This window comes from Paenibacillus sp. Soil522 (assembly GCF_001428245.1).
GTDB lineage: Bacteria > Bacillota > Bacilli > Paenibacillales > Paenibacillaceae > Pristimantibacillus.
In genome coordinates, this window is record NZ_LMRV01000044.1 from 20,068 (window position 1) to 34,660 (window position 14,593).

At 49.4% G+C, this 14,593-nt stretch carries 12 protein-coding genes; 11 read left to right on the plus strand and 1 reads right to left on the minus strand.

All coding sequences use genetic code 11. The annotated features are described in order from the left end of the window. Nucleotides 1-176 precede the first annotated feature (176 nt). Together ASG81_RS13855 and ASG81_RS13860 are read left to right on the plus strand one after the other, a co-directional pair. Nucleotides 177-1,862 (plus strand): glycerol-3-phosphate dehydrogenase/oxidase, encoded by a 1,686-nt coding sequence (locus ASG81_RS13855; RefSeq protein WP_056634944.1) that lies wholly within the window; start codon nt 177-179, stop codon nt 1,860-1,862. 530 nt (nt 1,863-2,392) lie between these two features. Beyond that, nucleotides 2,393-3,379, plus strand: a complete 987-nt coding sequence (locus ASG81_RS13860; RefSeq protein WP_056635653.1) for a cation diffusion facilitator family transporter — start codon at nt 2,393-2,395, stop codon at nt 3,377-3,379. A gap of 124 nt (nt 3,380-3,503) precedes the next feature. Here the strand turns inward: ASG81_RS13860 and ASG81_RS13865 are convergent, their stop codons facing one another. Next, entirely contained in the window at nt 3,504-4,028 is a 525-nt protein-coding gene (locus tag ASG81_RS13865; protein WP_056635656.1) for a 5' nucleotidase, NT5C type, read from the minus strand. A gap of 219 nt (nt 4,029-4,247) precedes the next feature. On the opposite strand from ASG81_RS13865, the gene ASG81_RS13870 reads away from it, so the two are divergent. From ASG81_RS13870 to ASG81_RS13910, 9 genes are all read left to right on the plus strand, one after another. After that, nucleotides 4,248-5,003, plus strand: a complete 756-nt coding sequence (locus ASG81_RS13870; RefSeq protein ID WP_056634949.1) for a DeoR/GlpR family DNA-binding transcription regulator — start codon at nt 4,248-4,250, stop codon at nt 5,001-5,003. Between the two features lie 189 nt (nt 5,004-5,192). Continuing rightward, nucleotides 5,193-6,119 carry a lysylphosphatidylglycerol synthase transmembrane domain-containing protein gene (locus ASG81_RS13875; RefSeq protein ID WP_056634951.1) on the plus strand — a complete coding sequence of 309 codons (927 nt, stop codon included), beginning with the start codon at nt 5,193-5,195 and terminating at the stop codon, nt 6,117-6,119. A 15-nt stretch (nt 6,120-6,134) separates the two neighbouring features. Continuing rightward, nucleotides 6,135-7,610 (plus strand): alkaline phosphatase family protein, encoded by a 1,476-nt coding sequence (locus tag ASG81_RS13880; RefSeq protein ID WP_056634955.1) that lies wholly within the window; start codon nt 6,135-6,137, stop codon nt 7,608-7,610. A gap of 25 nt (nt 7,611-7,635) precedes the next feature. Beyond that, a complete protein-coding gene (locus tag ASG81_RS13885) occupies nt 7,636-8,385 on the plus strand; it encodes a glycosyltransferase family 2 protein (protein ID WP_056634957.1) in 750 nt (249 codons plus the stop codon). After that, a complete protein-coding gene (locus tag ASG81_RS13890) occupies nt 8,382-9,989 on the plus strand; it encodes a hypothetical protein (RefSeq protein WP_056634959.1) in 1,608 nt (535 codons plus the stop codon). Before ASG81_RS13885 ends, ASG81_RS13890 begins: the two co-directional genes overlap by 4 nt. 154 nt (nt 9,990-10,143) lie before the next feature. Beyond that, entirely contained in the window at nt 10,144-11,241 is a 1,098-nt protein-coding gene (locus ASG81_RS13895; protein ID WP_056634961.1) for a hypothetical protein, read from the plus strand. A gap of 25 nt (nt 11,242-11,266) precedes the next feature. Then, nucleotides 11,267-12,748, plus strand: coding sequence for a stalk domain-containing protein (locus tag ASG81_RS13900; RefSeq protein ID WP_056634964.1), 1,482 nt, complete (start codon nt 11,267-11,269; stop codon nt 12,746-12,748). Nucleotides 12,749-12,836: 88 nt separating this feature from the next. Further along, nucleotides 12,837-13,751, plus strand: coding sequence for an FTR1 family iron permease (locus ASG81_RS13905; protein WP_056634967.1), 915 nt, complete (start codon nt 12,837-12,839; stop codon nt 13,749-13,751). Nucleotide 13,752: 1 nt separating this feature from the next. After that, on the plus strand, nt 13,753-14,538 hold the full coding sequence (locus ASG81_RS13910) for a hypothetical protein (protein ID WP_056634969.1): 786 nt from the start codon (nt 13,753-13,755) through the stop codon (nt 14,536-14,538). Nucleotides 14,539-14,593 lie beyond the last annotated feature (55 nt).

Here is a 14,593-nt window from a genome sequence, read left to right on the forward strand (position 1 = left end):
ACTGACAGCAAGTTAATAACGGTTGGAGATCAGGAGAAACCACGAAGACCGCTTCCAAACCCTTTTATGGGCTGGGAAGCGGTTTGAGTGGTTTTTTTAGTTTGTTTTGGATCATTTGTGAGCAGTCAAATTATAGGGCATAACATGAATAGATAGAGATCTGGGAGGAAATAAAAATGACAAGCAACAAACATTACGAAGCTTTTGCGGCGCAAAATCGAGAGCAAGTGCTTGCAGAAATGCGGCGGACCCCGCTTGACGCACTGATCATCGGCGGAGGTATTACAGGAGCCGGCATCGCGCTTGATGCCGCCGCGCGCGGCATGAAGGTGGCGCTGGTGGAAATGCAGGATTTTGCGGCGGGAACGTCGAGCCGTTCTACGAAGCTCGTTCACGGCGGCTTGCGTTACTTGAAGCAGCTTGAGATCGGCGTCGTAGCCGAGGTCGGCAAGGAGCGGGCAATCGTTTACGAGAACGGACCGCATGTCACAACGCCGGAATGGATGCTGCTTCCACTTTACAAAGGCGGCACCTTCGGCAAGTTTTCGACATCGGTCGGTTTGCGCGTATATGACTTTTTGGCAGGGGTAAAAAGAAAAGAGCGCCGCAAGATGCTGAACGTGGCCGATACGTTTGAGAAGGAGCCTCTCTTGAAGCGGGAGGGCTTAAAGGGCGGCGGCTATTATGTGGAATATCGGACGGATGACGCGCGGCTTACGATTGAAGTGATGAAGAAAGCGGTGGAGACCGGTGCTTTGTCCGTCAATTATGCGAAGGTGGAGACGCTGCGGTACGGCAAGGAAGGCCAAATAACCGGCGCGTTGGTCAAGGATACGATCAGCGGCGCTGAATATGAGCTTAAGGCGGCCAAAATCATCAATGCAACAGGCCCTTGGGTCGATGATATTCGTGAAATGGACGGCTCGAAAAAGGGTAAAACGCTACGTCTGACAAAGGGCGTTCACCTCGTGTTCGACAAGAGGCGTTTCCCTTTGCGCCAAGCGGTCTATTTTGATACGCAGGATGGACGCATGGTGTTCGCGATTCCCCGCGCCGGCAAAACGTATTTCGGTACAACCGATACGAATTATAAAGGCAATACCGTTAATCCGGTCATGACGCTGGAGGACCGCACCTATTTGCTGAAGGCCGTCAACTTTATGTTCCCGGAGCTGAAGCTTGCCGAAGCGGATGTGGAATCGAGCTGGGCGGGTCTGCGGCCGCTTATCCAGCAGGAAGGAAAATCGCCTTCGGAAATATCGCGCAGAGATGAAATATTCGTATCGGAATCCGGTCTTATTTCGATCGCAGGCGGCAAGCTGACAGGGTATCGCAAAATGGCCGAAACCGTCGTCTCTAAAGTTGTTGAGCTGCTTGGACAGGAAAGCGGCGGCGTTCAGTACGACAAAAGCGCAACAAAAACGATACCGATGTCGGGCGGAGATCTGGGCGGATCAGCAGGTTTTGAGCCATTCGTCCGGAAGAAAACGTCCGAAGGCGTTCGTTTCGGCTTTAACAAGGAAGAGTCGGCTTTTCTGGCGCAGCGTTACGGCTCAAACGTAGATCAACTCTTTGCGCTTGCGGAAAGCACGGCTCCATGGGCTGATTCCTTTAAGCTGCCGCTTGTGCTGGCGGTGCAGCTGCGGTATTCGCTTGAAGCGGAAATGACGGTGAAGCCGGCTGATTTCTTTATCCGCCGAACAGGCGACTTGTTCTTCCGCATCGGATACGTGCAGAAATGGAAAGAGCCGGTTATCGCCGCGATGGCGGAGCGTCTTAGATGGAGCGGGGAACAGCGCGCTGCATTTGCAGCGGAGCTGGAAGAGAAGCTGACGGAGGCGGTGGAGCCGCTGCGGAGCTAATATTTTTGCAAGAAGGAAGACCGTCAAATAACGAATGAGGCAGTGAAAATAAGCGGAGGCGCAGAAATGCGTCTCTTTTTGTATGATAAAAGGGATAGCACTTCTCATTTGTGAATGATTGAAGGTCGGCAAATGCCTATAAGCAAAAGTTGTTGCAACATTGGCAGGTATTACATATAATACATATGAGCATGTATTCATATGTTTAGGACTAATTGGAATGTAGAGCTAATGAAAAACAGCGTTATGAAGCAGACTATTATCGTTTGTTTGCGGAATGGATCGGGGGAGAGCTGATGAGCGGAGCACACGACGACAATAAACAGGGACAAAGGATAAATGCAGCAGCAAGCAGCTGTGATAAACAGCATCATGAGCATGTTCATTCAGAAGGGGAATGCTGCCATGAGCATGAGCATGAGTATGAGTATGACCATGACCATGAGTATAGCGGACACGACAATGAGCATAACTACGACCATAGCGGAAATTGCCATGACCATAGCAGACATGATCAAGCGGATGAAAGCATAAAGAAGCAGCAAGCCAAGAAGGGCAAGCAAAGCCATAACCGCCATTCACACAGTCATTCTCATGGGCATGACCATGGACACCACCACGGACACGGTCATCATGGCCACTCGCATGCGCCGAATAACAAGGCGGGGCTGCTGATCGCGCTTATCATTACCGCAGGAATTATGCTGCTGGAGTTTGTTGGGGGCTTGGTAACGAACTCCTTAGCGCTCCTCTCCGATTCCGGGCATATGCTTAGCGACACGGCGGCGCTTGCGTTAAGCTTAGCGGCCATGTGGATTGCGGTACGTCCGCGGTCGGCTAGTCGAACCTACGGCTTTCACCGGTTTGAAATATTGGCTGCCTTGCTGAATGGGGTCACGCTATTTGTTATTGCCGCTTTCATTATTGCCGAGGCGGTCAAACGGTTCGGGGAGCCGCCAACCGTGGCGAGCGGCACGATGATGATTATAGCGGGCGTTGGTTTGCTGGCAAATCTTGCGAGCGCGTGGTTTCTTATGCGGAAGGCCGATGTGAAGGATAATTTAAACGTCCGCAGCGCATATCTCCATATTATTGGGGATGCGGTCGGTTCGGTGGGCGCGATTATTGCCGGCATCTTGATGTCTTTGTTCTCCTGGTATATAGCCGATCCGATCATCAGCGTTATCGTAGCGGTGCTTATTTTGAAAAGCGCGTGGGGAGTTATCAAATCAACCGTCCATATTTTAATGGAGGGAACGCCTGCTAATGTGGACGCCGAGCAAGTCGGGAAGACGCTGCTCCTCATTCACGGGGTAAAAGAGGTGCATGATCTCCATATTTGGACGATTACGTCAGGCCTCGATTCCTTAAGCTGTCACCTCCTCGTTGAGGACGGCGTCGATTGCCAGGCGGTGCTGCAGGAAGCGATTGAGCAAATTGCAGCCGAATTCCAAATCGAGCATACGACGATTCAAATCGAGAAGTCGCAGCTGAAGCATCCGGCTCTGAAGGTATAGAGGCTGGAGAGCAATAAAAAAGAAGGCAACTAAGTCGACAAAATCAACTTAAATGCCTTTTTTTTGCGCAATTAATCGGTTTGTGCAATTTCATCAGTTTTCAGCAATCTTCATCTCTTGTGAGCTAGGAGAGAAAAAAACGTTTAACTTCCTGCCAGTTATTCACTCTTTCATATCCTGTTTCATTGCTGTTATGAGGTGCCGAGAATAAGATCCCTTGGCCGTTAAAGTGTTTGAAATGTCTTACATTATCATCGATCAGAAAGTCTGCATTCAGAATGCTTTTATCCCCGCAAAACACGAAATTCATTTCATTCAAAAATCCAAAATGTTCTTTCAGCCAATCGTATTTCGCCGTAAAGGAAGTTGGAAATTCCATAGCCGCAGTCGTAATAAAAACCTCATAGTGTTCGGTCAATTCTTTTATTACTTGCTGGCTGCCTTGCATCACCTCTAAATCACGGAAAAAAGCAGGGTCTTTCAAGTAGTTTAAAATTTCAGTTTCTAAATGAGGACGAAGTACTTTAAGATGTGTCCCCATTAAGTCTTGAACCGTAATATTCTCATTAAAATCACGGTTAAAAAGCTTTAAATGTTTAAGGCCAGCATCAGCGATCACTTCGTCCATATCAATCGCAATTCTCTTCATGAGCATTCAGCAACCTTTCCGAAAAAACAATTATAAAAGCGTATAAACATGCACTAACAATTACTTAAATATGATGATACAATTAAAAAAAAGCAACGTCAAGATGTTTCAAATGTTAAATGGCGATGGTACAATTATTTTCGTGCAGGATCTAGCAGGTAAGCATGATGCCTTGTTATGGAAGCACTTGGATTGATTTTAAAGATGAGGAGCGTATATATGCTTAGGGAAGAACGCCATCAACATATACTCGAAATGCTAAATAGAGATAAAAAAGTAATCGCAACGGAATTAAGCGAAAAATTAATGGTTTCGGAAGATACGATCCGCCGCGATTTGCGGGAAATGGATCATTTGGGTCTGCTCCACCGCGTGCATGGCGGGGCACTTCCCAAACCACCTTCCGCGGTACACTATGAGGACCGGCAAAAAGACGCGGTTGAAATCAAGGAGCAGCTTGCAGAAGCGGCCATCTCCCTTATACGTAAGGGGCAGGTTATATTGATGGATGGAAGCACTTCTAATCTTAGGGTGGCTGAACGGCTTCCCGCTCAGTTAGAGGTTACCGTGTTTACGAATAGTCCGCCAATTGCAATCGCATTAGCATCCCATCCAAAGGCCGAGGTCATTATGATTGGAGGCTCCCTGTTCAAAGATGCATTAGTGAATGTAGGTGTGGCGGCTATTGAAGCCTTAAATAAAGTAAGAGCAGATCTTTATTTTCTCGGCGTCTACGCGATCCACCCGGAAATTGGTATGAGCGTGCCCTTTCTAGATGAGTCCTACGTAAAAAGACAAATGATCGCATCCGCAGCCGAGACGGTAGGGCTTGTCACTTCGGCGAAAATGGGCACCTCATCGACCTATGTTGTAGCGCCTGCAAGCTCGCTGACTTATATGGTGACGGAGAAGCAAGTACCGGACGAGACGCTCCAGCCTTACCGCAATCTCGGTGTAACCGTTATTCAGGGATAGACATTCGCAGCCGCAGCTAATCAGCATAAAAAGGAGCAATCCGGATGATTGCTCCTTTTTGTGCTGATGGTCAACATCATTTGATGTAAAATAAACCAAGTCATTGACGGTTGCCTAAAAAAAACATATATTGATATCATTAATTGAGAATGATTATTATTTAGTTAAAGAAAAGGGAATGTCTCAAAAATGCGAATAAAATGGATCATACGTCTGTCGGCTGTGCCTTTACTTGCCGCTTTTATATGGATGACATGGCGGTGGTTTGATAAGGATGAATGGCTCGGCGATCTATTGCTGCTCGTTAAGCAGCCGCAGTGGCTTATGTTTATGTTTACGGCGTATTTGCTGTCGTTTATTCTGAAGGCAGAGGCATGGCGGAGATATTCGGGATCAAACGAGCGCTTAGGAATCTTTTTTCATGGCATCATCTACAGCCTTTTGGTCAACCATCTTCTGCCGCTAAAAGCCGGAGACATTGTCCGCACCGGGTTTTTGATGAAAACAGCCCATAAAACGTGGGACGAGGCGCTGCATTCGGTAACCGTCATGCGTTTACTCGATATGCTCACTTTATGCCTGTATGCCGGCGCAGGCATCCTTATGCTTGGTCTGCCGTCCTCTTGGCTATGGGGCGCCGTATTGCTGGCTGCCGCTGTCCTTATGGCTGCTGTCTATAAGCTGCCCGTTTTAAAAAAAATGCCGCTTATACAGAAGCATCTGGCGCATTTCAAAGCTGCGATGCTTTCGGGAAAGGGGCTGTTTATTTTGGCCGCTATTGCGGTGAGCTGGATTTTGGAAGCAGGCGTCATTTACGGTATCGCAAGCATACTCGAACTGCAGCTTGGGGCTGCCTCCCTCGTATGGGCCAACAGCATGACGATTGCCGGACAAGTATTTCATATTACGCCTGGAGGCATCGGCACCTATGAGAGCACCTTGAGCGGTTCGCTTGCCATGCTCGGAATAAACGGGAAGGAAGCTTACGGGGCGGCGATCTTGTCGCATGCGTTCAAATTCATGTTCGCCTTCGTTATGGGTGCTTATTCCCTGCTTCGCATGCCGCTCGGCTGGCGGGAAGCGAGAGCCTGGATTAAGGAAAGAAAAATAGGATAAAGGAATGAATTCATTATGAAAAAGGCATCGCCATTTGAGATTGTAGCTGCGAGATGTTGGAATCTATTAAACGAAGGGAAGCCATTCACCCCGATTTTCGTGCTCGGCGTATTTTTGCTATATCGCATGGGAGAGTGGTCGGACACGCAGTTCTGGAGTGCGGCGGGGCTCGGGCTCTTGATAACATTGCCCTTTTTTGTTATTTATTACTGCTTTGATTTCCCTCTCCTGCTCCGCAATTATTTGTGGCTGCCGCTCATAGCCGCGCTGCTCGTCTGGGATCATGGAAGCCTCTCTCTTTATTTGCTTGCGCTGGGACTTTTCTATTTTTTCACCGTCTATTTTTGGGGGACATTCTATTATCATTTGCGGATCGGCACATCATGGTGGAATTTTACCCGTTTCTGGAAGCTTGTCTTGAAAAACAGCGATTCGACCAGCGGCAACGCGCAGGAGCAAATGCCGAAGTTTTTGCTGCTGCTGTTCGTATGGAACCATTTTTACGATGTTTTTTATTCGATCGGCTCATTCGAAGCTTTCACTGCCGCGGCTGACTTGCATTTGCTTACGCCGGCTATTTTTGCTGCATGCCTATGGCTGTACAGCTATGTGCTTCATGCAAACCTGTTCGATTGGAAGCCGGCGGAGGCTGCGCCGCTTACGGACAAGTCAGGCTGGCCGCAGAGCGCTATAAACGAGAAAGTGATCGTCATTGTCATTGACGGCATGCGCAAGGAACGGTTCGAGGACGCGAACGCTCCTTTTCTGAAAAAGCTTAGAGCAGAAGGCACCGAGTATACCCAGATGGAAACGGTGTATCCGGCACGTACGGTCGTATGCTTCTCTTCCATGTTTACAGGCACATACCCGCGCGAGCACGGTATCCGCTCCAATATGGTGTGGAAGCTGGGCATCAAGGTGGAAAGCATCTTTGATTCGCTTCGCAAGGCAGGAAAGAAAGGCAGGCTGCTCGGCATCGCCCATCTGATCGATTCGATGGGCGATGATGTGGAAAGCGTCACGGCCGTGATGCATAACGACGTTGCGGACCGGAATATTATCGAGCGCGCCAAGCGGATCATGGAAGAGCAAAATCCGGATTTGCTGGTGGCTCAGCTGATTGGCGTCGACCAAACCGGACATAGCCGGGGTGTATTGTATGATGAATACGTGCAGAAGATCGAGGAAGCTGACCGTTTAATCGAAGAGTTTGCGGGCTGGCTGGAAAGCCGCGGAATGATGAACAATACGACGCTGCTCGTGTGCGCGGATCACGGACAGGCTGACGGCATCGGCGGACACGGCCATCTTGATGAAGGGGAGCGGTATGTGCCTTTCTTTATGCACGGTCCCTTCATTAAACAAGGCTTGCGCATCGATGAGAAGCATTCACTAATCTCGATTGCTCCTACATTAGCTTATTTGCTTGGAGCTCCGGTCCCAAGCAGCAGCAGAGGCACGGTGCTGTCGGATGCCATGAAGACAAAATAATGCGGGAACAGGAAAGGAAACCATCATGGACAAGCAGAAGGTCGTCGTCTTCATGCCGGCGCACAACGAAGAAAGCAATATCGCAAGCGTGATTGCCAGAGTCCCGCGGCATTTTCATCCGCATTACACGGTAGAGGTGCTGGTCATCGATGACGGCTCTACCGATAACACGGCGGTAGTCGCGAAACAAGCGGGAGCCGACCGTATTATTTCCTTTCCGGGCAATCGCGGCTTGGGGGCCGCCGTTCGGGAAGGGCTGGCGGAATGCTGCAGAATGGATGCGGTGATCGGGCTGATGATCGACGCCGACAATGAATATCCGCCCGAGCAAATTCCGGACGTCATCGCTCCGATCATCGGAAGGCGCGCCGACTACACCTTCGGCTCGCGATTCAAAGGACAGATTCGCGGAATGAGGCTGCACCGCAGACTGGGAAACTATGTTTTTACACTGGTACAGGCTTTGCTTCTCCGCAAATGGATTTATGACGGACAATCCGGGATGAGAGGATTTTCCCGTGAAGCGATGGAGAATGCCGAAATTATTCACGATTACAATTATGCCCAGGTACTGACGATCAATCTGATCAGGCAGGGATTCCGCTTGGAGGAAGTTCCAATCTCTTATCAGGTGCGCACGATGGGACAATCGTTTATTAAGTTCCGGGAATATGTTACCTCCGTCATCCCCGCAATTTATAAGGAGATGAGGCGTCCTGTGACCGGAAGAAAGGCCGGGAAGGCTATACGCCGCAAGGAGAGAGCCAGCCTATGAGGCGTACGGCAGTCCAAGCAGTCCAAGCGGGCACGGCTTTATTTGCTGCTATTGTCATCCTTGTATTCGTCTACATGTGTCTGCGTTATGCAAGCCCAATTGCACGCACTTGGGACGAGGTTGATTTTGCGCTTGCTTTGCACCGGTATGATTTGCTTGCCATGCAGCCGCATTTCCCAGGCTACCCTTATTTTATTCTCGGCGCTTCCTTTATCCACCGCTGGATTGAAGACCCCGTTCAAGCGTTATCCGTATTCAACACGCTTGCGGCGTTAAGCTCAGCCATTCCGATGGCGCTTCTGGCGCGCCGCATTACAGGCTCCTGGGACAAAGGCTTGTTGTTTGCCGCATTTGTCCTGACGAGTCCCTATTTGTGGCTGATGTCTGCGCGGCCAATGTCCGAATGTGCCGGCATTGCCGTGCTTTGGTGGTATTTATGGAGCATCAGCGCAGCATTGGCGCGTCCAAAATCAGTAGTCCGGTATTTGCTTCCGATGCTGATGTTCGGATTTCTGATGGGGACGCGCCTTTCTTTTTTTCCATTCGGGCTTGCGCTCCTTCCGCTTTGGATGGACCAATACAAGCAAGGCGGGAAAAGATACAAGAGGCTGGCGCTGTCCGCTGCTGTTTTTTTGTCGGCTCAGCTCGTCTGGGTCGTCGGACTGGCGCTGTCGGAGGGAACCGTATCCGGCTTCTGGAAGCTTTCCCTTGCCTTTGTGGAAGGCCATTTCTCGGAGTGGGGAGGTGGAGTCACTTCCTCAAGTATGGCGTTTGGTCCGCGAATACTAAAGCTGCTCGGCTCTAATCTGATCGATCATGCGCTGCTTGGACGGTCCCTTGCCGCCGGCATCCTGCTTGGGCTGCTTCTGCTCGCTACGGCCGCAGGGCTTTGGCTGCGGAGAGAGGGGCAGAGGAGCTTCTCTTCTATGGACGGCGATCATGACAGCCCAGCCCTGGAGAAACGGACGACTTCGGACATGGAATACGTAAACCGGTCTTATTATGGATGGCTTGCCGCATGCACCTTGTTTTATTTATTGTGGGCGCTATTCGGTCAAAATATCGAGAAGCCGCGCCACATTGCCCCAATAGCTGGTCCGCTGCTGTTCTTTATCTACTGCACAGCGATAAACACTGCTTCGTCGCTTTGGCAAGATCAGCCCGCGAAGCCATTCCATCGTGCATTCGCTATCCCCGTGGTCATCCATGCTTTGCTGCTTGTCCTGATTGCCGCCCAGATTGTTAACGGGGCAAATCTGCTTCAGCGTCAGGCTGCCGAGGTTCCGGCCGTGTATCAGCTTCACCGGTATGCAAGCGCGCTAAAGGAGCCTTTCGTGCTGTACACCTGGGAGGAAACGCGCGTGCTGCAATATTTGGAGGCGGGGTACGAGCATGAGCGGATCTTCACTTATGAGTATTTTAAGGCGACAGCGGCCGCTGTCGCGGAACGGCGGGTGCTGCTTACGGATCATGTCGTGCAAGGATTCGAACAGCAGGGGCAGCATGTGCGGGAACATGTGAAACCGATCGCACAGTTTCATTCGGATCCTTTATTTGATCCGGTTTACGCGGACATCACCTTATACGAGTGGGTTGAAAAATGATGACATTGTCATCATTTTTTTTTATTTAATCAACATTTTCGATTAAAGATCCATCGTGTGAAAAATATAGCTAACACAGCTATTGACGGATTGGTCGATAATGATTATCATTACAACTTGTGAGTGAGAATTATGATCAACGAGAGGTGATGAGATGAAACGTTGGCTGCTATGCGTTCTTCTCTTGGTTACTGTAGCGTTATATATCGCGCCGTCCCAAGCGCTGGCCTATTCTTACGGGGATGCCAATACGGAAGATATTGCTGAAACGTTCAAATTGGTAGAAGCGAGTTTAGCAGGCGCATCGCCTAATTGGAAGTCTGCGGAAGAAGCTTATAAAGTACGGAGACCGGAAATGGTTTCGCATTTCGGCGAATCGGTCGCGGCAACGCTTGATAACAATTTCAAGGACAAGAATGCCAAGCTTACTACAGCCAATTTCAAAGCTGTGCTCGTAATGAATCTGGATCGACGCTTCACTTATGCGATCAAGGGATTCGACGATTATGCCCAAACGAAGCTGCTCCTCGCGAAAGCAAAAGCGACGTTTGATACATTGAAGCCTTATATCGGCTCTAAGTCTGATGAAATAAATGCGGCATTCAATGAGGCTCTTGAAGCGCTCGGAAATCCGGGACTGTTCGGAGTCGGCCAAAAAGCAGCGGAGCCGGATGTATTTAAGAAAAAGGTGAATTATATTTACGGCGTCGTGAAGCCTCTGTTTCCTTACAAGGCTTCCGCAAAGCCTGCTGCAACGCAGAAACCTGCCGCGACAGCGAAGCCAGCAGCAACGTCAAAGCCTGCAGCGACTGTGAAGCCTGCTGCAACTCTAAAGCCTGCTGCAACACAAAAGCCTGCTGAAGAGCAGCAACAGCAAACCAAGCCGACGGAAAACGTGGAAAATGAAGCGCCTGCCGCAACTGCGGTTACAGAAGCGGAAACGGTAAAACCGTCTGCCGAAGCTGACGCCGCGAAGGACGGCGCTGAAGCGGATGCCGCTGCAACTGCAACACCCGCACCTGCTGCCGAGAGTGAGACAGTGGAATCTGCAGAGCAGAATGCGACTGAAGCGGAAGCAGCTGCTTCAACCGACAGCAGTGTAGTCGAGGAATCGGGCAAGGAGCTCGCGGCGCATGCGCCGATGGAGCATGCCGACAAAACGAATCCTGTGGTAACCGTTTCGGTTATCGGCGGTGTTGTATTGCTGGCTGGCGCAGGCATTTGGCTTGCCCGCAAAAAGAAATGGTTATAAATAAAAAAATTTGGGAGAGATTAAGATGCGCAAATGGTTGTCAATGATTTTAAGCGTTTCGCTAGTGCTTTCATCCTTCTTCACTTTAGGCTCCGCCGTAAGTGCGGCAAGCAAGTTCGAGATTACCGAAGATGCGGCTATAGCTGCACGGATCAAGGATTTCGCTGATATTAAAGCATTATTTACGGACAATACCGATTTGAGCGCTGTAAAGAAGTTTTATGCAGATAAATTCCAAACCGAAGTAAAACGGATCGATGCGAATATTAAACCTGACGATCCGAAAATCGACGAGAACATTTCGATCGTTCTGGACAATGCGATCGCAGGCACTCTGAATGTAGGTCAAGCCAAGCAAGCGATCGATAAGGGATTGCAGTGGTATTTCTACTTCGCTATCCGCGACTTAATTAACAATCAGGTTAGACCTGCGCTCAAAAGCGGCGATAATGCGAAGGCTCAAACGGAATTCTACAAAGTTGTTCAAATTTACGAGGGTGTCCTGCAAGCCACGGTTGTAAAACGTGATAACTCCTACAGCCTACATATGGCCGACATTCTAAATGGCACGATCGAGCAGCTGCTTAGCGACCTTGCAAGCGGCAAAGCGGATGATTTCAACGTTCACCGCCAGGTGCTGGACAAGACGCTGATCAAAACCTTTGCGCTCGCTCTTCATACGTACGCGAAGAACATCCCGACAAAACCGGCTGCCGATCAACCGGCTGCGATGACCGAAGGTTATTTTTTCTACATGGCAGTATATACCTACCTGAAAGGCGGCAGCGCGGCGGACGCCGATTATATCCGCAACGTTTTCGCATCAGGAGATGCCAGCAAAGTCAACTTAGAAAAAATTCAGGATGCCATGCAGCGTGCGATGATCGGAAAAGTATCCGAGTACGTGAACCAAGCTTTTGTAAAGCTGGAAGCAGGCGATTTGCAAGGGGCGCGCGGATACGCGATGGAAGGAAATATGTTCCTTTCGGCTCAGGAAGTGTTCCTAGGCGCTGAGAAATATGCGGCAGCGGCTGCATACGCACAGCAATTCGCTGATGCGGTGGACAAATCTGATCTTGCATCCGCCAAGAAGCATGCTTTCCAAGTGCTGAAGTTTCTGGTGGTGAAAGACGGCGTACAATTGAAGGTTAACGTCAAAACATATCAAGTTAACGGCAAGGATGTTTCTGCGGATGCCGCGCCTTATATCAACGTGAAAACGAGCCGCACTCTTGTACCTGTTCGCGTAATCGCAGAGGCAATCGATGCAGAAGTAAGCTACGATGCGGCTGCCAAAAAAGTGAGCATTGTAAAAGACGGCAAAACGACTGACATCAAGATCGGTTCGGACCAAGTTGTCCAAAACGGCGAAGTAAATGCGGATGTGAAGCTGGATCAGCCTGTACTTGTGAATAACGGAAGATCGTTTATTCCGCTTCGCGCTGTGGCGGAACTGTTCGGCAAAGGTGTATTTTATGATAAAGGTGAAATCATTATCCTTCGATAAGTGAATCAAATGAACGAGGAGACACTTGCGCCTAATGGCGCAGGTGTTTTCCTTGCAATTATGCTAGTACAGAGCAGGAGATGGAAACATGGATTTACAGGCGTTTTTGATCACCTTTCGCGAGGCGCTGGAAGCTATTTTGATCGTTGGGGTTATACTAACCTATCTGACCCGGATCGAACAAACGCACTGGCATAAATGGGTTTGGGTCGGTGTAGTGCTTGCATTGGCGGCGAGCTACGGCGTTGCGCTTGCCTTCCAGATCATTTTTACCGGGTTCGCGAGCATAGGCAGCCAAAATTATTTGAAAATCGGAATTATGCTTGTGTCCTGCGGATTATTGACCCATATGGTTATGTTTATGAGCCGGCAGGGTGATATGCAGGGGAAAGTGCAAAATAAAATTGCTTCCATATTAACGGTTGGAGGCATCGTAAATATGGTGCTGCACTCGTTTCTCGTAGTGGTGCGTGAAGGGGTGGAAACGGTCTTTTTCTTTGCCGCGATTACAGGAGGAGATATCCAGAAGGCGCTGCAAAGCTGGGGTGCGCTGGGGGGCCTTATTTTGGCTTTCGTTGTCGGCTATTTATTTTTCAAGGGCACCAAAAAGATCAGCCTGCGCACGTTTTTCAGAATCACCTCCGTATTTCTTATGATGATTTCGGCGGGGCTTCTGGTGCAGGCAGTCGGCATTATGCAGGATCTCGGCATCATTGGCAGCATTTACCGGACTGCGGGAGGAGAGATCGGAGAAGTATATAATATTACGGCATTTATGCCGGAGCATCCGATCGATGAAATGCAATATGTTCGTGACACCGGCAGCCAGCCGCTGGTCAACGGTCAAGTAGGGATTTTTATGAAAGCATTTTTGGGCTACACCCAAAATCCTTCCGTGGAAGAGTTTTTGTTATACTGGGGTTATTATTTCTTTCTGTTTGTTCTGCTCGCCGTTCAGCGAAAACGCATCGTGATGGAAACAGCCGTAAAATCAGCAGCATGATATGGAGCGTGAAAAGGCGATGAAGGTCGGCATTGTCGGATATGGTCATGTCGGTAAAGCGATGTGTGAACTTTTTCCGGACGCAATCGTTTATGATGAGCCATTGAACATGGGTACCAGGGAAGACGTGAACGGCTGCGATGTTGCATTCGTATGTGTGCCGACGCCGCAGCTTTCAAACGGAAAATGCGATTCCTCCATCGTAGAGGAGGTTTTGGCATGGCTGCAGGCGGCGTTAATTGTAATCAGATCAACGGTCCCTGTCGGATTTACGGATGAGCAGAAACAGATAACAGGGAAGCGGATCGTATTTCATCCGGAATATTACGGGGAGACCGCGAGCCATCCCTTTGCCACTCTCAGTCAGCGCACCTGGCTGGCGTTCGGCGGAGCTCAGGAAGATATAAGCATCGCGGTCCGCGCTTATCAGAAGGTGTACAATGCCGAGGTAAAGCTGGTGCTGACTGACGCCAAAACAGCAGAGCTGGCGAAATATATGGAAAATTGCTTTCTGGCCATGAAGGTTACTTTTTGCAACGAATTTTATGATATTGCGAAAGCCTTTGATATCAACTATAACGAGCTGCGCGAAGTATGGCTTGAAGATCCGAGGATTGGCAGAAGCCACACGTTTGTTTATGAGGACAATCGGGGATTTTCCGGGAAATGTTTGCCCAAAGATGTGAACGGTTTAATTGAAATGGCCAATGAAAAAAACGTGAATGTCGATTTGATGAAGTCTGTGCGGGACAAAAACGAGGATTGGCGGCGTTTTTATGACAAGTAACGGCAGGCAATGCCGATGAATTAATAAAGTCTGCGGTATCCTATGCCGCAGACTT

What these genes read in the sequence shown, in the direction of transcription:
- ASG81_RS13895 (WP_056634961.1), top strand. Translation starts at nt 10,144, where the DNA reads ATGAAACGTTGGCTGCTATGCGTTCTTCTCTTGGTTACTGTAGCGTTA.
- ASG81_RS13870 (WP_056634949.1), top strand. Translation starts at nt 4,248, where the DNA reads ATGCTTAGGGAAGAACGCCATCAACATATACTCGAAATGCTAAATAGA.
- ASG81_RS13855 (WP_056634944.1), top strand. Translation starts at nt 177, where the DNA reads ATGACAAGCAACAAACATTACGAAGCTTTTGCGGCGCAAAATCGAGAG.
- ASG81_RS13910 (WP_056634969.1), top strand. Translation starts at nt 13,753, where the DNA reads ATGGAGCGTGAAAAGGCGATGAAGGTCGGCATTGTCGGATATGGTCAT.
- ASG81_RS13900 (WP_056634964.1), top strand. Translation starts at nt 11,267, where the DNA reads ATGCGCAAATGGTTGTCAATGATTTTAAGCGTTTCGCTAGTGCTTTCA.
- ASG81_RS13875 (WP_056634951.1), top strand. Translation starts at nt 5,193, where the DNA reads ATGCGAATAAAATGGATCATACGTCTGTCGGCTGTGCCTTTACTTGCC.
- ASG81_RS13865 (WP_056635656.1), bottom strand. Translation starts at nt 4,028, where the DNA reads ATGAAGAGAATTGCGATTGATATGGACGAAGTGATCGCTGATGCTGGC.
- ASG81_RS13905 (WP_056634967.1), top strand. Translation starts at nt 12,837, where the DNA reads ATGGATTTACAGGCGTTTTTGATCACCTTTCGCGAGGCGCTGGAAGCT.
- ASG81_RS13885 (WP_056634957.1), top strand. Translation starts at nt 7,636, where the DNA reads ATGGACAAGCAGAAGGTCGTCGTCTTCATGCCGGCGCACAACGAAGAA.
- ASG81_RS13890 (WP_056634959.1), top strand. Translation starts at nt 8,382, where the DNA reads ATGAGGCGTACGGCAGTCCAAGCAGTCCAAGCGGGCACGGCTTTATTT.
- ASG81_RS13880 (WP_056634955.1), top strand. Translation starts at nt 6,135, where the DNA reads ATGAAAAAGGCATCGCCATTTGAGATTGTAGCTGCGAGATGTTGGAAT.